Source organism: Dyadobacter psychrophilus (assembly GCF_900167945.1).
Taxonomy (GTDB): Bacteria; Bacteroidota; Bacteroidia; order Cytophagales; family Spirosomataceae; genus Dyadobacter; species Dyadobacter psychrophilus.
This window is the reverse complement of record NZ_FUZA01000015.1, coordinates 24,136-43,051: the sequence shown is the minus strand read 5'-3', so window position 1 is coordinate 43,051 and position 18,916 is coordinate 24,136. Positions and strand designations below refer to the sequence as shown.

Here is an 18,916-nt window from a genome sequence, read left to right as displayed (position 1 = left end):
GCCCTTTTTTGCGAAAAGTTCTTTAAGAATTTGATTGTCCAGGCTCAGGTCGGCAAACATCTTTTTCAGGCGTGAATTTTCCTCCTCCAAATCTTTCAGCCGTTTGACGTCAGATGCTTCCATTCCTCCATACCGGCTTTTCCAGTTATAAAAAGTGGCCTCAGAAATGCCATGCTGCCGACAAATCTCCTTAGTAGTGATGCCGGTTTCCTGCTGTTTGAGGATCGAAACGATCTGGGTTTCTGTGAATCTCGTCTTTTTCATCAGTTTAAAATTAAGTGATATTCTCTAATTTCAAACTGTCTGTCATTTAGGGACACTTACACACTTGTATTAATAATCCTTTGGCTGATCGGGTATCTTGGATTTGACGGCTTTGGGATGGGCATCATCATTCATTATTTACTTGTAATAGCAGTTGTAGCTATTCTTCTCAGAGTAATTCGAGGTTAAAAGGTAATTATTAACCTACTGTAATTGCATGTTAGCTGGATTTATCTCACTAAATCAGAGTTGGGAGATCAAGTAAATTACATCCGGGTAACCCATTCAATACTATTTCTTTGAAGTCTGATTTTTTGATCCTGTTCCATTTTCTTTAATAATCTTGATATTACCTCCCGAGAAGTATTGAGATCATTGGCAATCTGATGATGGGTAATTAAAATCTGACTGGTCTCAGTAGTTCTAAACCGATTTTTCAGATAAAATTCCAGCCTTTCGTCCATGCCCTTAAATACTACATTGTCAAATACTACCAGCAGCTCTTCAAAGCGGGCCCGGTAGTTGGCAATGACAAAGTAATACCAGGTTTTATATTTCTGCATCAGCTCGTCCATTAACTGGATGGGTATCAGAATTGCCACGGTATCTTCCAGGGCTTTGGCCATGATCTCACTAGCCTCTTGTTTTGTATTACAGATCATCGATAAGGCGCATGCGTTTCCTGGTTGAAGATCATAAACAAAGGCTTCCTGACCATCATCTCCCTGACGGTAAAGTTTTACTCTCCCGCTTCCAATAAGCAAGGTGTGTTTAATGTACTGTCCGGCCCGCATGATTACTTCTCCGGCTGGAATCTTTTTCAGGCTGCATTCCCGGATCAAGTGTTGTTTTAATTCAGGCTCAAAGTCCGCAAAAACGGTATCGAGATAGTAGGAAATATCTTCACTCATAAGTAGCTAAATAATTAAGCGAGGCATAAAGTCATAAAAAAAATGCACCCTAAAAGGTTCCGAAATGCTTGGAAGTACAAGTTTTGGGACATAATAAATATTATTTCCCATATGTGACCTTTATCACTTTCCCGGCGCTTGACACTTCTGATTTTTGCAGCATAAACAATGCAAAAAATGGAAATCATCGCCTACATAGCGTCTGTATTTATTGGTATCTCATTGGGTATGATCGGCGGGGGCGGCTCCATTTTGACTGTGCCGGTCCTGGTCTATATGTTCGGTATTAGTCCTTTGGTATCAACATCGTACTCGCTGTTCATTGTCGGATCCACCAGTCTTGTCGGGGCATACAGCAATTATTTGAAAGGCGCAGTCAAAATTAAGACGGCACTGCTCTTTGGAAGCACATCGATCACAACGGTTTTCCTGACGCGTAAGTTTTTAATTCCATTGGTGCCCCATGATCTTTTTAGCATTGGAGCCTTTCAGATCACCGAACCTTTACTGACGATGGTGCTCTTTGCTGTGCTGATGGTAGCGGCATCGGTAGGCATGATCAAAAGCAAAGAGCGAAAACCGGGGTGTTTGGAGTGTGACTTAAAAGGTAATATTGCCCGGATGCTTTTAAGCGGCATTGGGATTGGATTAACTACGGGTTTTCTGGGAGCAGGGGGCGGGTTTTTGCTGATCCCGACATTGGTATTGATCCTGGGGATGCCTATGAAGGAAGCTGTGGGCACTTCGCTTCTGATTATCGCGCTGAATTCGCTGATCGGTTTTGCAGGGGATATAGGACATTTCGTGATTGACTGGGCTTTTCTACTGAAAATCACTGGTATTGCCATGGCAGGGATTTTAATCGGGGGCATCCTAGCCAAAAGGGTTAATGCTACTTCTTTGAAGAAGGGGTTTGGCTGGTTTGTGCTGGTGATGGGGATTTATATTATATCCTCCGAGCTGATGCATCTCAAATAATTTCCGATCACTAGCCAAGCAGGTGAAAATGATTTTCATTCTTTTTCGCAATGTGACTCTTGTCACTGACCAGCCAGCTAAACATCCTGAAATTTGTATAGTTAATTCAAAAAGGGTTGAAAAATCAAAAAATCATCAATATGAAAATTGAGCAAATTTATACCGGCTGCCTCTCGCAAGGAGCCTATTATATCGAAAGCAATGGGGAAGCTGTGGTAATCGACCCACTGCGTGAAGTTGAGCCCTATATCAACCGTGCAGAACAAAATGGGGCAAAAATAAAATATGTCCTGGAAACGCATTTTCATGCGGATTTTGTATCAGGCCATATTGACCTGGCTGAAAAAACCGGTGCACAAATCGTTTTCGGCCCGACTGCTAAGCCTAGCTTTGATGCGCTTGTAGCCGTAGACGGCCAGGTTCTGAAAGTGGGCGATGTGTCGCTTACAGTATTGCATACACCCGGGCACACCATGGAAAGCACCTGTTATCTTTTAAGTGATCAGCAGGGAAAACAGGTTGGCATTTTTACAGGGGATACCCTGTTCATTGGTGATGTTGGGCGTCCTGACTTGGCACAAAAGGTATCCGCCGGACTGACACAAGAAAAGCTGGCAGAGCATCTGTTTGATTCCCTGCGTAATAAGATTATGCCACTTGCTGATGATATTATTGTCTATCCGGCCCACGGCGCAGGAAGTGCGTGCGGCAAAAACATGAGCAAAGAAACAACCGATACATTGGGTAGCCAGAAAACCTCCAACTATGCACTCAGGGTGGATATGACCAAGGAAGAGTTTGTCGAAGAAGTTACGGGTGGGCTGATGCCACCCCCTGCTTATTTTCCCGAGAACGTTTTGATGAATGTCAATGGCTACGAAAGCATTGACAGGGTTCTTGAAAGGGGAGCCCAGGCTTTGGATGCGGCGGCTTTTGAGGCGGTGGCAAACCAAACTGGCGCGGTCGTCCTTGATACGCGGGATGCAGAAATCTTTGCAAAAGGATTCGTTCCTAACTCGATCAACATCGGAATAAATGGGGGCTTTGCTCCCTGGGTTGGAGCGCTTATTCCCGACATCAAACAAAGCATATTGATAATAACTGAGCAGGGTAGGGAAGAAGAAGTGGTGACCCGTCTTGCGCGTGTGGGCTATGACCATACGATCGGATATTTAAAAGGTGGGATCGATGCCTGGGTTAAAGCCGGTAAAGAAACCAGCCAGATCCAGTCAGTAACCGCTGACCAGATGAGTCAGCGCTTGAAAATGGACCCTGCCATCGGCGTGCTGGACGTACGTAAGGCAAGTGAGTTCCTGTCTGAGCATATGCTGGATGCAGAAAATATCCCCCTGGATTATATCAATGATCACCTGGCGCAGATTGATAAAAACAAAACGTACTTCGTACACTGCGCCGGCGGTTACCGGTCGATGATCTTTAATTCAGTGCTCAAAGCACGGGGATATGACAATCTGATCGATGTCAGGGGAGGTTTTAAGGCAATTAAGGATTCAGGCAAGCTTGAAGTAAGCAACTATGTTTGTCCAAGTACACTATTGTAAGAAAAGATCATGGGAATTATGTCATTGTTTTTCGGAAATAATAAAACAGACTTGAAAGGCCTTGTCGGGCACGGGGCATTGATCGTTGACGTGCGTAGCCCTGAGGAATTCGCATCGGGCCATATTGATGAGAGCATTAATATTCCGCTGGATAAGATCAGCGACAAAGCATCATTTTTGAAAAAATGTGGAAAGCCTGTCATTACCTGTTGTCGTAGTGGCACGCGCAGTGGGCTGGCAGAAGGGATATTAAAAATGGCCGGGGTCCAGGTTTATAACGGTGGGGCCTGGGATAAGCTCAGACAAAAAATTCAATAAAAAAACACCTTCATACTATTATGCTGGAAATTATAAAACAGCCCTGGCCCTGGTATGTGGCCGGGCCGCTGATCGGGCTAACAGTGCCTGCACTTTTAATACTGGGTAATAAGTCCTTTGGGATTTCATCATCGCTCCGGCATGTTTGCGCCATGTGCGTTCCGGCTAAAATCCCGTTTTTTCAATACGATTGGAAAAAGGAGTTGTGGAATATGTTTTTTGTGCTGGGTATTTTTTTGGGAGGGATGATAGCGGTGACATTTCTGGCTAACACCGAACCAGTCCAGCTGAACCCATCATTGGTAAAAGAGCTGAGCATTTATGGTGTTACTGATTTTTCATCGCTCGTGCCTGTTGAGCTGGTAAGTTGGAATAAACTTTTGACGCTGCCCGGATTGATCATGATGGTTGGTGGTGGGTTTCTGGTAGGGTTTGGTGCGCGCTACGCGGGTGGCTGCACGAGCGGTCACGCGATTATGGGACTTGCTACCCTGCAATGGCCCTCGCTGGTTGCAACAGTATGTTTTATGATTGGCGGATTTGTAATGGCAAACTGGATATTGCCTTTCATATTAATGATGTAAGCAGATGAAAGATAACTTAAAAGCACATTGGGAAAATATTTATGGTACCAGCTCACCAGAGCAGTTAAGCTGGACAGAACAGAAGCCAGCGTATTCATTGGCCCTGATTCAGGATACAAATACCGCGAAAGATAGTGCAATCATTGACATTGGTGGCGGTGACAGCCTGCTTGTAGATTATTTATTGCTGGAAGGTTACAGGGATATAACTGTTTTGGATATTTCAGCCAAGGCGATAGAGAAAGCCCAAAAAAGGCTTGGCGCAAAGTCTGAGCAGGTTACCTGGCTGGTGGTTGATATACTGGATTTTAAACCGGAAAGACAATACGCACTCTGGCACGACAGGGCGGTGTTTCACTTCCTGATCACTGCTGAGCAGAAAGCGCACTACAAGCGCATCGCTGAAAACGCGGTCGCAAAAGGGCATATGATTTTGGGCACTTTTTCTTTGTCCGGCCCTCAGAAATGCAGTGGATTGCCGGTGAGTCAGTACGATATGACTGCACTTGCCGATGTCTTTAAAGATTCGTTTGCCGTAGAAACTCATTGCTACGCAACGCATATTACGCCTTTTCAAACAAGTCAGGATTTCCTTTTTGCGGATTTCATCAAAATAAACAATTAAAAGAGTATGGCCAATTCATCAGTAGAGCAGACGGCACAAAGCGAGCATGACATCCGGGCAACTGATTCAATATGCATCAATGAGAGTCAAAAACAACATAAATGGTATTACAACTTAAAATACCTTGTGGTTGGATTACTTTTTGGCGTACTATTTGTGAAAGCAGAAGTGATCAGCTGGTTTAGGATCCAGGAAATGTTCAGGCTGCAATCGTTTCATATGTACGGCATTATTGGAAGCGCCGTACTGGTCGGAATGATTTCAGTGTGGCTTATCAAACGGTACCGGATCAAAACCATTTCAGGGGAAGCTATCACCTTCACTGATAAGAAGTTCAATAAAGGACAAATTTATGGAGGCCTATTATTTGGGTTGGGCTGGGGTCTGACTGGCGCTTGTCCAGGGCCTTTGTTTGCACAGATTGGTATGGGGGCAACTGTTGTAATCGTCACGCTAATTAGCGCAGTGGCAGGAACCTGGGTATATGGCAGGTTTAGGGATCAATTACCTCATTAGTTACAGTTTAGAGTTGAATTAAAAACATTTGTTATGAAAATCCAACAGTTCGAAGATAAATTCTTGGCACATTACAGTTATGCCATCCTGAGTGAATGCGAATCAAAAATGGTATTAATCGATCCGGCCCGGAATCCAGAGCCGTATTATGCGTTTGCAAAAGAGCATCAAGTCCAGATTATCGCTGTTATAGAAACGCATTCACATGCCGACTTTGTCAGCAGCCATCTGGAAATCGCCCAGACCACTGGAGCTGCCATTTATGCGAGCCGAAAAATTGATGCTGCTTATACTCTGACGCCTTTTGACGAAGGAGACACATTAGCCTTTGGCAAAATCGTATTGAAAGCTATTAACACACCAGGCCATTCGGATGACAGCATATCTGTTCTTTTAGAGCATGATGGTAAACCTAAGTATTTGTTCAGTGGGGATACGCTATTCATTGGCGATTGTGGCCGTCCGGATTTGAGAGGAACTGGCAAAGACATGGACGCGCAGCGCAACAGACTGGCAGCTAAAATGTATGATTCACTTCGCAATAAACTACTTCCATTACCTGATGATGTTATCCTTTACCCGGCGCATGGAGCGGGCACTTTATGCGGAAAAGCGCTGAGTGATGCTTCCAGCAGCAGTATGGGAGAGCAAAAGAGAGAGAATTGGTCTTTACAGCCCATGAGTCAGGAAGCATTTGTACAACAATTAACGTCTGATCAGCCCTTTATTCCAGGCTATTTTCCTTTTGATGTCGATCTTAACAAAAAAGGCGCACCAGCATTTGGTGAAAGTGTTGGTAAAGTAAAGCTGGCTTCATCATTAGGGCAAAGTAAGGCTGAGCAATTAGATCCTGATCTATGGGTTGTAGATAGCCGCGACCAACAGGATTTTAAAAACGGGCATCTGGCCAGATCCATTAATATTATGGATGGAACCAAGTTTGAAACGTGGCTGGGAAGCATGATTGATCCTTCGGAGCAGTTTTATCTTGCTGCCCAGGATATACAAACTTTGAAAGAGCTTATCAAGCGCACAGCATCCATCGGATATGAAGCCAAGATCAAGGAAGCTTTTGTATTAAATAGTGGGCAGCAAACTATTCAGCTTTTGGACCTGAAAGATTTTAGGGCTCATCAGGACAAATACACTATTGTTGACGTAAGAAACAGCTCGGAAGTGTCTGAGAATCCGATTTTCAGCAGTAGTATTTCGATTCCGCTGGCCGATTTGAAAAGCAGGATTGATGAAATCCCGCTTGATAAGTCGATTGCAGTACACTGCGCGGGTGGATACCGGAGCGCTATTGGCAGCTCACTGATTGCTTCGCTAATTGGCGAGGGCAAACCGGTATATGACATTGGGAAACACATCAAAGAGTTTGATCAGTAGCCTTCTATTGAATAGGTTAATCTGCCAATAGCTTTTTTTAAAATAAATGTCATTTGGCTCACTAAAAACCCGATCGTTTGCGTTAGTAGTATTACAGCAAGCGGTCGGGAGGCGTGATCGGATACTACTTTACCTTGCAATATTTAATTTTCATAGTGAAACAATACGATATAAAACATCAAGTTCAAGGATGCAAGCCTGTCAGGGCGGTAGTCTTCTTGTTTTTTATTTTATTTTTGTTGTCCAACTGTCAAATTAAAAAATCTTTAAGTGATGCGCTTCTAGATCACTCACGCCAAGCGAATACCACACAGAGAATTGATAAGGGTTTACCTGCTGCTACTAAGGTGACCCAGCATGAGGCTTGTGGAGTGCTTAATAACTCGGCCTATGCTGATCAGGATCTTCATGCTACATCAGATACGGCCACCTTGCCGGTGGTTGAGTTCTTTATACTGACGTATCTACCGTTTTTGCTGATTTTCACTAGATTTTCTGGCGATGTGCATAGCCCTTTAGCGCATCTTTTTAAAGTTTTACCTGCCGACAGTGGCAGTCCCATCTACATCAAAAACAGATATCTTCTCATTTGAGCCTACATAATAAATCTAACTTTTTATTGGCACTAGCAGGATTTTAACTCTTGTTGATGTCGCAGTTTTAAAACTAACAGATTTAATATGATAAGGCTTAAGCTTTGTCTGACAAGCATTTTGATCATGCTAGTCGGCTCATCTTTGCATGCACAATCCAGTTTGGGACTTACCCAAATCTGGGAAATGACCCTTTCTAATTATCCGTCACTAGCCTCGAAACAGGCGCAACTGGATGAATCCAGATTGGCCAGAAGGCTCACCCGGAATAATGCCTATATGCCCAATGTGCAATTGCAGCTTCAAAATTCGATGGGGACCTACGCCAGCAGTAGCGGCGCGTTCTTTCCGCTTCCTGGCGTGATTAATATTAACGGCCGGGCAGCAGGGCAACCAGGCCAGCCGACAGCAGCATTCAATACTTTCGGTTCCGTTGTAGCAGATTGGAGATTCTTTGAATTTGGCCGCAAAAATCTGGCCATCAAAGCTGCTGATCAAGGTATTGATCAGGCGACAAATGAGCTCAGTGCCGAGCAGCTCAGACTAAAAACCAGGTCTACGCAATTATTTTTGAAGCTGTTAAACAGTAAAGTTAATTTGCAATGGGCACTTCAAAATGAAGCACGTACAAAACAAATCTTTGAGTTATCAGCAAGTCTGGCTGTGGCAGGCTTAAAGCCGGGAGCAGACAGTTCACTTGCCCTGTCTGCGTATTTGCAGACGGATGCAGAGCAGGAGTCATGGCACGCACAATTAAGCTCAGACCTGCAAGCGCTGACTGAACTCGCACCTGAGGTTGATACAGCCCAGGCGCTATATTATCAGCCTTACCTGGCCCCGGCACCTGTAATGCAAGGCGGCATGATAGAGAATCCCCACCCATACCTGCAAGTACTTGATGATGCTGTAAGGTATGGTCAAACTCAGGCTGAGCTCGCCGGCCGCCAGGCGCTACCCTCGTTTTCAGCACTTGGAGGGCTTGCCCTGAGGGGCAGCGGTATTAGTCAGGATGGCTTAGTTGAAAATGGGGTTTTCGATGGCTATGCAAACGGGTCCACCAACTACTTGTTGGGTCTGGCTGTTACTTGGAACATAACCAACGCTTCAAACAGTAGTCTTGAGAAGAAACGTATATTGTCAAGAGTTAGGTCACGCCAGGCAAATTACGATGTTCAAAAACTCGATCTGGACATTCGGCATATTTCTGCCTCAAAACGTATCGAAGGCCAACTAAGACAAATCAGCAGCATAAATGCAGCGGTTAAAAACGCCAGGCTGGCTTACGAGCTTTATTTATCAAGATATGAGAATGGGCTGATCAGTTTGACAGAACTATTGCAGATCCAGTTGATCTTACAGCAAGCAGAGAAAACCAATATCGATGCCCATAGTCAACTATGGGAGCACGTTCTGGTCCGCTCGGAGGCATCGGGCGATTTTTCCTATCTGCAAAACCAATTTAAATAGAATACGATGAATATTATAAGGCTTGCTTTGCGAAGACCTTTATCGATAATGGTAGCTGTTATTGGTATAGCTTACTTTTCTTTCACGGCGATCCGCAAGATCAATGTGGATATATTCCCTAGGGTCGAACTTCCGGTCATCTATATTGCTATGCCCTATGGTGGGCTATCACCAGCCTATATGGATGGTTTTATGGCCAACGAGTTTCAGAAAGTGCTCATATTTGTAAGCGGTGTCAAGGATATTGACTTTAAAAGTATCCAGGGTTTTACGCTGATGAAATTGACATTTTACCCTGGTACCGATATGGCGCAGGCTTCTGGCGAGGTTTCAACCCAGGTTTCCAGGGCTATGGGCTTTCTGCCACCTGGAGCAGTGCCGCCTCAGGTCGTGCGCTTTGATGGCAGCTCGATCCCGATCGGGCAGCTGGTGTTCGAAAGCCCTCAAAGATCAATCACTGAGCTTCAAAATATGGCCCTGACCAAGATCAGGCCGATGTTTGTGTCCATCCCTGGTGTGACGGCCCCTGCACCTTTCGGTGGTAATATCCGTACGATGGTTGTCAAGGTTAATTCCGATCTGATGCAGTCCTACGGGCTTTCAGCGGAAGAAGTCACTACTGCAATAGCCAAGAATAATTTTCCGGCCCCTGCTGGAAACATCCGGATCGGCAACCAAAATTTGATGAGCCCGCTTAACTCGATTGCCAATGATCCACAGGAATTTTTAGATATTCCAATCCGGAAGGGTTCAGGGACCAATGTATATGTCAAAGATATTGCCAGTGTAGAAGATGCGGCCGATATCACCACCGGCTATGCGATCATCAACGGCAAACGGTCTGTGTATTTGCCTGTGATCAAAAAATCAGATGCGTCTACGCTCAAAGTGGTTGAAAACCTGAAAGCTGCCATACCCATGCTGAAAGCAGCCTTGCCGGAAGATGTAGATATACGGTATGTTTTCGACCAGTCGGGTTATATCGAGCGTTCACTTGAAAACCTGATCCACGAAGGCATTTTAGGGGCGCTGCTAACAGGGCTGATGGTATTTCTTTTTCTGGGAGATTCGCGTGGATCATTGATTGTGGTAATGACCATACCCATCGCGATCCTTTCCGCTGTGATTATGCTATACATGCTCGGTCAAACCATCAATGTGATGACTTTGAGCGGTCTTGCGCTTGCCATTGGGATCCTGGTAGATGAAGCTACGGTAACCATTGAAAATATCCATCAGCATTTTGAAATGGATAAACCCAAAAAAAGGGCTATCCTGGATGCACTGCTTGAAATTTCGGTCCCTAAGCTTTTAATTCTGCTCTGTATACTAGCGGTACTGATCCCTTCATTTATGATGAGTGGCATTCCAAAAGATATGTTTATGCCGCTCTCTTTGGCTGTGGCTTTTGCTATGATCGCCTCTTTTCTGGCTTCCCAGACATTTGTTCCCATCATGGCAAACTGGCTAATGAAACCAGAAAAGCTAAAAGCCCATCACAGGGTTAAAGGCGCAAAGCGGACATGGTTTGACGCTTTTAAGTCCCAATATTTATTGCTCACCCGCCGTTTGCAAGGCAGGCCCGTAGCTGTTTTGACGGTCTATGCGCTTGCAGTAGGTGTTATGGTGGCGGCATCTTTTCTGGCAGTCGGAACTGATATTTTACCAGCTAGCAACAGCGGTGATATACAGCTACGGATTGTCGCCCCCGAGGGCAACAGGCTTGAAAATACAGAAGCATACCTAAAAAAAGTGACGGGTATCATCCAGCAGGCACTGCCTGAAAATTCGATTAAAATCAGCTCTGCCTTTGTAGGCCTTCAGCCATCGGCTACCGCTATTAATCCCATCTTTCTGTTCACCAGTGGTTCGCATGAAGCGGTTTTGCAGATTTCGATTGATCAGACGATTTTTAAAGAGTCCATTTCAGCACTCAAGGAAAGGATCAGGTCACAAGTAAAAAAAGAGCTGCCTGAGCTGAAAATCAACTTTGAGCCTATGGAGCTTGTTGAAAAGATTATGAGCCAGGGGGCCATGACTCCCATACAGATCAAAGTTGCAGCAGGGCAGCTAAAAGCTGCTAATCAGTATGCGTTGAAGTTGAAAGGGGAAATGGATAAAATCCCTTTTTTAAGAGATGTTCGTATTGCCGAGCCGGTCAATTATCCGAGTGTAAAGATCAATGTAGACAGGCAGCTTGCAGCCCAATTTGGTCTGACTATGGAAGACGTCTCACGGGCGCTGGCTATTGCCACATCATCAACCCGTTTTACCAATAAAAACCTGTGGGTTGATCCTAAGTCAGGTCTAGTATTTCAGGTGCAGGTGCAGATACCGGAATCTGATATGGGCTCGCTGGACAAACTTCGCTCTATTCCTCTCAAATCGGGCGAGCCGCGACCGGTACTCGAAGACGTGGCCAGCCTGGAAATGGTTAAGCAAGCAGGACAGGTAAACCGGCAGGGATCAAACCGGTATGTTACTATACTAGCCAATACCTACCAAAAAGATCTGGGTAGCGCTTCCGGCGCAGTCAAACAAGTTCTGGCGGATGCGGGTGATGCACCACGCGGGGTAATTGTTTCAAGCGAAGGGCTCATGCAGCTGCTGGATGAGACCATGTCGGGACTCCAGACCGGTTTGGTGGTTGCAATTGTGGTGATCTTTTTGATGCTGACAGCTTATTATCAGTCCTTTAAAATATCTGCGATGATACTTGCTGTCGTGCCAGCTGTGATCGGTGGAAGTATCCTGATGCTTTTGTTATTTGGCAGCACACTTAATTTACAGTCCTACATGGGTATTATCATGTCGGTGGGTGTATCTGTTTCTAATGCGGTGCTTCTAATCAACCAGGCTGAGCATAACAGGTTGTACATGGGGATGCAGGCACGGCAGGCAGGCCTTGCTGCGGCATCCTCGCGCCTGCGGCCCATCGTGATGACGACGCTGGCTATGATTGCCGGTATGGTCCCGATGGCTTCGGGCATGGGAGATGGCGGCGAGCAGGTCGCCCCGCTGGGACAGGCTGTAATCGGTGGCCTTCTTTTGTCCACGCTTACTGTGCTTTTGGTTATGCCGCACCTTTTTACATGGGCGATGCGTAAAACAGGCCGAGAAAGTCCATCACTGGATCCGGACGACACCGAGGCTCAATTAATTGCAATCACTAAATGAATAGGACAATGCTGTCAAACATGATGACAACTCATAAAAATTCAACCGTTCTCTTTCTGGGCCTAGCCCTGATAAGTGCTGGTATAAATGGCTGCGATAGCAAACCAGAAACAGACAGCCAAAGCAAGCCAAATGTGAAAGGCCCTGTGAGCGTGCAGGTAATCAGTCCAGTGAAAGACCAGCCAGACTACACGCTGGCGTTGCCAGGTGAGCTAAAACCTTATGAACAGGTCAGCCTATTTGCAAAGGTCAAGGGCTTTGTAAAAAACATCCATGTTGACCGTGGCAGTGTAGTCAAGAAAGGACAGGTACTTGCCATCTTAGAAGCTCCGGAGGTCTCACAACGCTTTCAGTCAGCCAGGTCTGACCAGCAGAAGTTCTATGAAGATTTTCAGCTGAGCCGTCAGATGTATGAAAGGGTTTTGAAAGCTACCCAAAAGGACGGTTCTGTTGCCGCCATCGAGCTGGATAGGGCTAAAAGCAAACTAAGAAGTGACAGTGCTGCGTATCAATCTGCTATATCGAGTGCCCAATCCTTTGGACAGATCGAAGAATATCTAAAAATTATTGCGCCATTCGATGGCGTAGTAGTGGAAAGGAATGTATCAGTGGGAGCCTTGGTGGGGGAAAATAATACAACACCGCTGCTGGTTATTGCCCAGAACAAAAAGCTAAGGCTGACTGTTGCAATTCCGGAAAAACATGCACAGTCTGTTGGAAAAAATGCCATGGCCAGCTTTACGGTTTCCAATCTGCCTGGGAAAATGTTTACGTCTGTTCTATCCAGGAAAAGCCAGGTTTTACAGCAGCAGAACCGCTCGGTAACCGCTGAATTTGATGTGGAAAACAAGGATAATTCCCTGGATGGAGGGGAGTATGCCCAGGTAACGATGAAGCTAAGGCGTCCAGATTCTACTTTATGGGTGCCTGCCAGCAGCATCGTGCACGCGCAGTCGGGAACATTCGTATTGCGTGTGGAAAACCAGGCGGTCAGAAAAGTGCCCATCAGTGAGGGAACAAGACGGGATTCGGTCCAGGAGGTATTTGGCGAGCTGGATCGAAAAGACCAGATTGTCAAAATTGGCAGCGAAGAGCTGCTCAATGCCGGTAAGGTTAAAATTAAATAACACTTTAAAATAGAAATAATGATGAAAAAGAAATGGTTATCGCCTTCAAACATATTCTCGGCCATGATGGTGGTATTTATCGCAGCTATGGTGATCAGCCCACAGGTAAAAGGATGGACAATTCAGAGCCTGATGAAAATCGGCCTGTTCCAGCCCAAAATTGACAGGCAGCCTGATGAAGCTGCCGCAGAACCTTTACCAAATGTTTATTTTAAAGATGGTGGTGGAAAGACGATTGATCTGGCCTCGTTAAAAGGAAAAGTCATATTTATCAATTTTTGGGCAACCTGGTGCCCGCCCTGCATTGCAGAAATGCCTTCGATCAATGATTTGCATAGCAAGTTTAAGGAGAATGAAAAGGTGGTCTTTTTGATGGTGGATGTAGATGGTAATCACCAGAAGTCAGATAGCTTCATGAAGAAGCACCAGTATGCTTTGGAGGTGGTAAGTCCGGCCAGCGAGATACCGCCGGTTTTTATGCAGGGAGCCGTTCCTACTACGGTTATTCTGGATAGGCAAGGCAAAATGGTATACAGACAGGAAGGTGCTGCGGACTACAGTAGTCCTAAAATTGTTGATATGATCGCACAGCTTGCAAAGTAGGAAAGGCCACTTAATAATCATTATGAAGCAAACTGCTTATGACAAATCTCACCAAAGTTTGTAGGCTTGTTTATCAGATTATGTATCATTCCAATCAATGGAAAGATCATGCATTTTGAAAAACTTTACAGGCTGTCTGACTTAGCACCTAGTCCAATGCAGCAGCATAATCATACTTAATAAGTAAATCAATTAAAACTATAAGAAATGAAAAAGATCGCATGCCTTTTATTTGCCACCTTATTGTTGCTTTCAAGCCGAGCCTGGGCGCAAAATAAACCGTTTAGCCCCAGTGAGTTTCACGGTGCAACTGCCGATAAAAAGTCTTATAAGGTCGTCTACCAACTGAATAGCGACGATGATAAAACAATTAAGGCAACCCTAAAAAACATAATGAATGCCCTGGAAGATCCCCGTTTGAAAGGAAAGCTCAAGGCTGAGCTCGTAGTTCACGGCGGGGGAGTTGCGGTCTTCAAAAAAACCAATCCTTATGAGAGCCAGGTGAAGGCCTTACAGGCAAAAGGGGTTATCCTGGCGGAATGCGAAAACACACTTCGGGAGCGTAATATCAGTAAGGATGAGCTTTTCGATTTTATATCATTTGTCCCTAGCGGTAACGGCGAGATCATAATCCGTCAGCAGCAGGGGTGGGCGGTTGTACACCCATAAACGCCTACCGCTATGAATAGAATTGTTTTTCTTACGATTATGCTCGTAAACCTTTTTGCTTTGGGCAGGGTGAGCGGGCAGGATCATTCTTTTGATCCGCCCTGGAATACGCCGCCCACTGAAGGCTTACAGTTTACAGTACCAGGCATAGACAATGTACCTGATCTGTATGGAGATATTACTGATCCCCAATTAATCATATTTTTTGGAGGTAACCAGTTTATGGTGATTGATGATTTGTTATCAGCATTTAAAAAACAGTATCCGCAGTATCAACGGGTATTTGCAGAGACGTTACCGCCCGGGATTTTGGGCAAACAGATCCAGTCTGGATCTATAACGATTGGGAATATGCGTATCAGTCATCAGCCGGACATTTATACCGCCGGAAAAGGGAAAATTGATGAGTTCTCGGACATGTTTTTGCGAACAGAAACCTATGCTAAAAGCAAACTTGCCATTATGGTTCAGAAAGGCAACCCGCAGCAGATAAAAAGCCTGGCAGATCTGGGCCATAAGGACGTGTTGGTAAGTATGCCAAACCCGGAATGGGAAGGGATAGGGAAGCTTATCGAAGAAGCTTATACGAAAGTTGGCGGTCAGAAGCTTCGCGAGCTGATTATGCATGACAAGGTAAATGCGAAGACAACTTTTTTAACCCAGATCCATCACCGGCAAACACCGATGCGAATTTTGTACGGGCAATCACATGCAGGTCCGGTCTGGTATTCTGAGGCCTATTATCAAAAAATGATCGGGCATCCGATTGAGCTGGTAGAAATTCCTGAGAAAGATAATATTGAATCAACCTATGTGGCTGGTTTGCTAAAAAAAGCACCCCATCCGAAAGCGGCGAAGGATTTTATGGATTTTCTAACCAGTACTACCGCAAAAAATATTTATGTCAAATATGGCTTTAATGTAAATTAAACGGCCTGTCCTAAAAATTCTTTTCGAACATGAAAAAGATCACACAAATTATTACAGTATTATCTCTGTTAGTATCATTTACATTCGTGCAGGGACAAACTAAGCAGGAGCCCTGGTCTTCTTCTCAGCTTATGCCACCAAAGCAATTGGCAGACCGGATCCAGCAAGCAAAAACTCTTATGCCCCTTATCGTTAATATCGGCCCGCAGGCAGTTATCAAAGGTTCTGTGGATATCGGCCCGGCAGACGAAAAGGCCAACCTTAAAAAGCTGGAAACATTACTTTCGAAAGAGGATAAAAACCGTGAAGTGGTCCTGTACTGTGGTTGCTGTCCCTTTGATCGTTGTCCTAATATCAGGCCTGCCTTTTCCCAGATTAAGAAAATGGGATTTAAAAACGCTAAACTTCTGGATATACCCAAGAATATTAAAACAGATTGGATAGATAAAGATTACCCAGTTCAATAATGATTTCTAAAATGAAACAATTACCCCTCATAGTTTTTTTAACGGTTCTTTTGTATGGTATTGGCGGAAATTTATCCGCTCAGCAACCACTTAAAATCGGAAGCCAGGCTCCCGAAATAACGCTGCCTTCGATAACTGGCGAACAAAAGTCGCTTTCATCCATGAAAGGCAATCTTGTGTTGATCGACTTTTGGGCATCCTGGTGCGCGCCCTGCATTCAGGAGCAGCCAGAGCTTAAACGATTATATGCAAAGTATCACCGCCCTGGATCACAAAGCAAAAATTTTGAAATTTTTGCAGTTTCCCTTGACAGTAAAAGAGACGCTTGGCAGCGGGCGATCACGAAACTCGGTCTTCCCTGGACCCAGGTCAGCGATTTGAAATTCTGGGCATCGCCTGTTGCAAAGACTTATCAATTAGAGGGGATTCCTTTCAATGCGATCATTGACGAAAAAGGCTCGATTATTGCACTAAATCTGCATGGAAAAGAGCTAGACCAGTTTTTAAGTGATAAGGTAGGCAAGTAATTTTAGTACTAAACAAACTGATTATCCAAACCAGTTACCTGATTAAGCAAGGTTTGCGGTCGTCCAGGATTCTTGAATCTGCTCTCAGGGAAGGGTTCGCAGGAGAAAGCACTAGGTTCCCCCGAAAGCCGTCTTTTTCTTTAACATACTGACGTGGCTCCCTTTGGTTTACACTTTGCCTATAAGTGCTCGGCCCTAGAGATAACGCGCGTTTAAAGGAGGCCGATAGCCAACACGAACTTAGCCGATCAATTAGATACCGCCAAGCAGGCCAGCGTTAAAGGCCCTGCATCGCTAAATTCATTATAGAAATAGGAAGCAAACATAAAGTTTGGCTTCCTATTTTGTTCAGATTCTCATACTGGCGTGGCCATCTGCTCACAAGCCTTTGCACATGCTCGGCAGGCTTCCGCGCACCGGCGGCAATGATCCATCCCCATATGCGCATGCTGCTCGCATTCCTGTGCACAAGCATTACAAGCATTTGCGCAAACACGGCACAAATCTGCGCTGAATTCGCTTCCCAGGCTCATTACTTCTACGGCGCTACGGCAGATGGCAGCGCATTCAAGATCAAGCTGGATACATCTGACTAACTTTTCTGGATTAGCTTCTTTTAAACATTCAGTTGCACAATAGCTGCATGCCACTGCACAAGCCGCACAAGCGTCGATGCAGTCTTTAAATTGTTGATTTGCCATATTTCATAGTTTAAATAAACATTATTGAAATTGGCGTTTCGATACAAAAACGGTTCCAGTGTCCCAGCTATTTGAGAACTTAATTGTCTTATTTTTTTGCGAGCTGCTAGCTGGCTTTTGTAACCGCTATTGGCTGACTAGTTAGTCGGTCGTTTACTGTTTATTTGAAAAGTTACTTTATTATGTAGGGATGTCTCTGTAAAAATATCAGAAAAAGTATCTCTCATGAGCGTAAGATCGCTGACCTGGAATTCATCAAGAAGTCAATGATTAGCGGTGTAGACAAATGCCTGGAAAAATGGTCGCCCGGATACTGCCGAATGTAACTGTCCAATGCTTGTTAGCGCGATAACCTAGATTTTCACTTTTGAAAAAACATACAAGTTTTCTATGGCGATCTGTTTGCAGCGTTCGTCGTATTTGGCCGTCTCCTGCGCGCTGCCATCAAAGGCTTTTGGGTCATCATAAGGAACGGCAACCCTGGCAGCTGCGCCTTTTACAACAGGGCACGCTTCATCAGCCTGCGAGCAGGTCATGATAGCGCAAAAATTGCTTTGAGGGTTGCTAGCGTCATCATATTTTTTTGAAAAAGCTTTCATAGGTTCAGCTCCGTCCCCGTAGCTTACATGATAAACCGGGTTTTTGCCCTCTGATGTTTTCGTTACCGCAAAACCAGCCCGCTCGCAGGCAGCGACCGCCCGCTCATTGAATGCGCTGGCCTCAGTACCGCCAGAGTATGTTTTCACATTAGGGATATCGTAATTTGCAGCAGCAGTTGCGCCCCAAATTTGGCCGAAATGGCTGCGGCGCGAATTGTGCGTGCAGATGTAAGTGAGCTGCACGGGCTGGCCGGCTTTAACCTGCTTTTGGATAAATGCGGCTATTTTGTCGAGCTCTTCTCTTCTCTCGCCTGGAATTTTTAAAATGTCGTCTTTAATCGTGTTGATGTAGGAAGACAGCTTCGGGTTTAGTGCTTTTTTGTTGTCTGATTTGCTAGCTGGCATGATTGCGGCAGTGGTAAAAAAGGTTATTAGTAAAAGATGGATCAGGCTCATATTTATCAGGTAAGTTGTAGTCAATCGTAAAGATACGATAGAATTTATCAGACAAAAAAATATTCATCGTAATATTGCAATTGATAGAATGCTATCTATATTTGCAGCATGGGAGTAACTAAAACCGAAATATTCACAGAGCAGCAGAACCGTATCGCCGATCTGGCAAAGGCGTTTTCGCACCCGGCCAGGGTTGCGATCTTGCAACTGCTAATTTCCAGAAAAGCATGTGTTTGCGGTGATTTAGTGGATGAGCTCGAACTTGCCCAGGCAACTGTTTCACAGCATTTAAAAGAGCTCAAAAGGATCGGCATTATCCACGGTGAAATCAATCCACCAAGGGTATGTTATTGCATAAACCCGGTCGTGTGGTCAGAAGCGCAAAAAACTTTCGGTACGTTGCTTGATACATTTGCCCTTAGTGAATCCTGCTGCAACTAGGCAGGGCATTTT

22 protein-coding genes are annotated in these 18,916 nt (G+C 45.0%); 18 read left to right on the top strand and 4 right to left on the bottom strand.

All coding sequences use genetic code 11. The features are described from left to right. The coding region (gene tnpA / locus B5X68_RS27585) for an IS66 family insertion sequence element accessory protein TnpA (RefSeq protein WP_141110303.1) at positions 1-264 on the bottom strand (264 nt) is incomplete at its 3' end. A gap of 39 nt (positions 265-303) precedes the next feature. Here tnpA and B5X68_RS28740 point away from each other — a divergent pair. Then, on the top strand, positions 304-453 hold the full coding sequence (locus B5X68_RS28740) for a lmo0937 family membrane protein (protein WP_141110446.1): 150 nt from the start codon (positions 304-306) through the stop codon (positions 451-453). A 77-nt stretch (positions 454-530) separates the two neighbouring features. On the opposite strand, the gene B5X68_RS27580 is transcribed toward B5X68_RS28740, so the two are convergent. Further along, on the bottom strand, positions 531-1,175 hold the full coding sequence (locus B5X68_RS27580) for a Crp/Fnr family transcriptional regulator (protein WP_082217997.1): 645 nt from the start codon (positions 1,173-1,175) through the stop codon (positions 531-533). Between the two features lie 177 nt (positions 1,176-1,352). Here B5X68_RS27580 and B5X68_RS27575 point away from each other — a divergent pair, with 177 nt between their 5' ends. From B5X68_RS27575 to B5X68_RS27500, 16 genes are all read left to right on the top strand, one after another. Continuing rightward, positions 1,353-2,153, top strand: a complete 801-nt coding sequence (locus tag B5X68_RS27575) for a sulfite exporter TauE/SafE family protein (RefSeq protein ID WP_170916749.1) — start codon at positions 1,353-1,355, stop codon at positions 2,151-2,153. A 140-nt stretch (positions 2,154-2,293) separates the two neighbouring features. Next, positions 2,294-3,715: an MBL fold metallo-hydrolase gene (locus B5X68_RS27570; protein WP_082218004.1), complete on the top strand. Its 1,422-nt coding sequence runs from the start codon at positions 2,294-2,296 to the stop codon at positions 3,713-3,715. Between the two features lie 18 nt (positions 3,716-3,733). Then, on the top strand, positions 3,734-4,033 hold the full coding sequence (locus tag B5X68_RS27565) for a rhodanese-like domain-containing protein (protein ID WP_229208595.1): 300 nt from the start codon (positions 3,734-3,736) through the stop codon (positions 4,031-4,033). Between the two features lie 20 nt (positions 4,034-4,053). Beyond that, a complete protein-coding gene (locus tag B5X68_RS27560; protein ID WP_082217994.1) occupies positions 4,054-4,617 on the top strand; it encodes a YeeE/YedE family protein in 564 nt (187 codons plus the stop codon). Between the two features lie 4 nt (positions 4,618-4,621). Beyond that, a complete protein-coding gene (locus B5X68_RS27555) occupies positions 4,622-5,242 on the top strand; it encodes a class I SAM-dependent methyltransferase (protein ID WP_082217993.1) in 621 nt (206 codons plus the stop codon). Between the two features lie 6 nt (positions 5,243-5,248). After that, positions 5,249-5,758 carry a DUF6691 family protein gene (locus B5X68_RS27550; RefSeq protein WP_082217992.1) on the top strand — a complete coding sequence of 170 codons (510 nt, stop codon included), beginning with the start codon at positions 5,249-5,251 and terminating at the stop codon, positions 5,756-5,758. A 33-nt stretch (positions 5,759-5,791) separates the two neighbouring features. Beyond that, complete coding sequence (locus B5X68_RS27545; protein WP_082217991.1) at positions 5,792-7,147, top strand: MBL fold metallo-hydrolase; 1,356 nt, start codon at positions 5,792-5,794, stop codon at positions 7,145-7,147. Between the two features lie 155 nt (positions 7,148-7,302). Then, positions 7,303-7,740: a hypothetical protein gene (locus B5X68_RS27540; RefSeq protein ID WP_082217990.1), complete on the top strand. Its 438-nt coding sequence runs from the start codon at positions 7,303-7,305 to the stop codon at positions 7,738-7,740. Between the two features lie 87 nt (positions 7,741-7,827). Beyond that, entirely contained in the window at positions 7,828-9,207 is a 1,380-nt protein-coding gene (locus B5X68_RS27535) for a TolC family protein (RefSeq protein ID WP_082217989.1), read from the top strand. Between the two features lie 48 nt (positions 9,208-9,255). Further along, complete coding sequence (locus B5X68_RS27530; protein ID WP_229208594.1) at positions 9,256-12,384, top strand: efflux RND transporter permease subunit; 3,129 nt, start codon at positions 9,256-9,258, stop codon at positions 12,382-12,384. Positions 12,385-12,404: 20 nt separating this feature from the next. Then, positions 12,405-13,511: an efflux RND transporter periplasmic adaptor subunit gene (locus B5X68_RS27525; RefSeq protein WP_166444594.1), complete on the top strand. Its 1,107-nt coding sequence runs from the start codon at positions 12,405-12,407 to the stop codon at positions 13,509-13,511. 18 nt (positions 13,512-13,529) lie between these two features. Then, entirely contained in the window at positions 13,530-14,114 is a 585-nt protein-coding gene (locus tag B5X68_RS27520; RefSeq protein WP_082217986.1) for a TlpA family protein disulfide reductase, read from the top strand. Positions 14,115-14,321: 207 nt separating this feature from the next. Continuing rightward, positions 14,322-14,783, top strand: coding sequence for a DsrE family protein (locus B5X68_RS27515; RefSeq protein WP_082217985.1), 462 nt, complete (start codon positions 14,322-14,324; stop codon positions 14,781-14,783). Positions 14,784-14,795: 12 nt separating this feature from the next. Beyond that, complete coding sequence (locus B5X68_RS27510) at positions 14,796-15,713, top strand: substrate-binding domain-containing protein (RefSeq protein WP_082217984.1); 918 nt, start codon at positions 14,796-14,798, stop codon at positions 15,711-15,713. Between the two features lie 29 nt (positions 15,714-15,742). Beyond that, positions 15,743-16,180, top strand: a complete 438-nt coding sequence (locus tag B5X68_RS27505; RefSeq protein ID WP_082217983.1) for a rhodanese-like domain-containing protein — start codon at positions 15,743-15,745, stop codon at positions 16,178-16,180. A gap of 11 nt (positions 16,181-16,191) precedes the next feature. Continuing rightward, entirely contained in the window at positions 16,192-16,707 is a 516-nt protein-coding gene (locus B5X68_RS27500) for a TlpA family protein disulfide reductase (protein ID WP_082218003.1), read from the top strand. A gap of 356 nt (positions 16,708-17,063) precedes the next feature. On the opposite strand, the gene B5X68_RS29570 is transcribed toward B5X68_RS27500, so the two are convergent. Beyond that, complete coding sequence (locus B5X68_RS29570; protein WP_082217982.1) at positions 17,064-17,408, bottom strand: four-helix bundle copper-binding protein; 345 nt, start codon at positions 17,406-17,408, stop codon at positions 17,064-17,066. Positions 17,409-17,761: 353 nt separating this feature from the next. After that, positions 17,762-18,412, bottom strand: coding sequence for a low molecular weight phosphatase family protein (locus B5X68_RS27490; protein ID WP_082218002.1), 651 nt, complete (start codon positions 18,410-18,412; stop codon positions 17,762-17,764). Positions 18,413-18,571: 159 nt separating this feature from the next. Between B5X68_RS27490 and B5X68_RS27485 the strand changes: the two genes are divergently transcribed. After that, entirely contained in the window at positions 18,572-18,904 is a 333-nt protein-coding gene (locus B5X68_RS27485) for an ArsR/SmtB family transcription factor (RefSeq protein ID WP_082217981.1), read from the top strand. Positions 18,905-18,916 lie beyond the last annotated feature (12 nt).

Bases quoted from the DNA above. Each gene is read 5' to 3' on its own strand.
- B5X68_RS27580 (WP_082217997.1), bottom strand. From the start codon at position 1,175: ATGAGTGAAGATATTTCCTACTATCTCGATACCGTTTTTGCGGACTTT.
- B5X68_RS27575 (WP_170916749.1), top strand. From the start codon at position 1,353: ATGGAAATCATCGCCTACATAGCGTCTGTATTTATTGGTATCTCATTG.
- B5X68_RS27570 (WP_082218004.1), top strand. From the start codon at position 2,294: ATGAAAATTGAGCAAATTTATACCGGCTGCCTCTCGCAAGGAGCCTAT.
- B5X68_RS27565 (WP_229208595.1), top strand. From the start codon at position 3,734: ATGTCATTGTTTTTCGGAAATAATAAAACAGACTTGAAAGGCCTTGTC.
- B5X68_RS27560 (WP_082217994.1), top strand. From the start codon at position 4,054: ATGCTGGAAATTATAAAACAGCCCTGGCCCTGGTATGTGGCCGGGCCG.
- B5X68_RS27555 (WP_082217993.1), top strand. From the start codon at position 4,622: ATGAAAGATAACTTAAAAGCACATTGGGAAAATATTTATGGTACCAGC.
- B5X68_RS27550 (WP_082217992.1), top strand. From the start codon at position 5,249: ATGGCCAATTCATCAGTAGAGCAGACGGCACAAAGCGAGCATGACATC.
- B5X68_RS27545 (WP_082217991.1), top strand. From the start codon at position 5,792: ATGAAAATCCAACAGTTCGAAGATAAATTCTTGGCACATTACAGTTAT.
- B5X68_RS27535 (WP_082217989.1), top strand. From the start codon at position 7,828: ATGATAAGGCTTAAGCTTTGTCTGACAAGCATTTTGATCATGCTAGTC.
- B5X68_RS27530 (WP_229208594.1), top strand. From the start codon at position 9,256: ATGGTAGCTGTTATTGGTATAGCTTACTTTTCTTTCACGGCGATCCGC.
- B5X68_RS27525 (WP_166444594.1), top strand. From the start codon at position 12,405: ATGATGACAACTCATAAAAATTCAACCGTTCTCTTTCTGGGCCTAGCC.
- B5X68_RS27520 (WP_082217986.1), top strand. From the start codon at position 13,530: ATGATGAAAAAGAAATGGTTATCGCCTTCAAACATATTCTCGGCCATG.
- B5X68_RS27515 (WP_082217985.1), top strand. From the start codon at position 14,322: ATGAAAAAGATCGCATGCCTTTTATTTGCCACCTTATTGTTGCTTTCA.
- B5X68_RS27510 (WP_082217984.1), top strand. From the start codon at position 14,796: ATGAATAGAATTGTTTTTCTTACGATTATGCTCGTAAACCTTTTTGCT.
- B5X68_RS27505 (WP_082217983.1), top strand. From the start codon at position 15,743: ATGAAAAAGATCACACAAATTATTACAGTATTATCTCTGTTAGTATCA.
- B5X68_RS27500 (WP_082218003.1), top strand. From the start codon at position 16,192: ATGAAACAATTACCCCTCATAGTTTTTTTAACGGTTCTTTTGTATGGT.
- B5X68_RS29570 (WP_082217982.1), bottom strand. From the start codon at position 17,408: ATGGCAAATCAACAATTTAAAGACTGCATCGACGCTTGTGCGGCTTGT.
- B5X68_RS27490 (WP_082218002.1), bottom strand. From the start codon at position 18,412: ATGCCAGCTAGCAAATCAGACAACAAAAAAGCACTAAACCCGAAGCTG.
- B5X68_RS27485 (WP_082217981.1), top strand. From the start codon at position 18,572: ATGGGAGTAACTAAAACCGAAATATTCACAGAGCAGCAGAACCGTATC.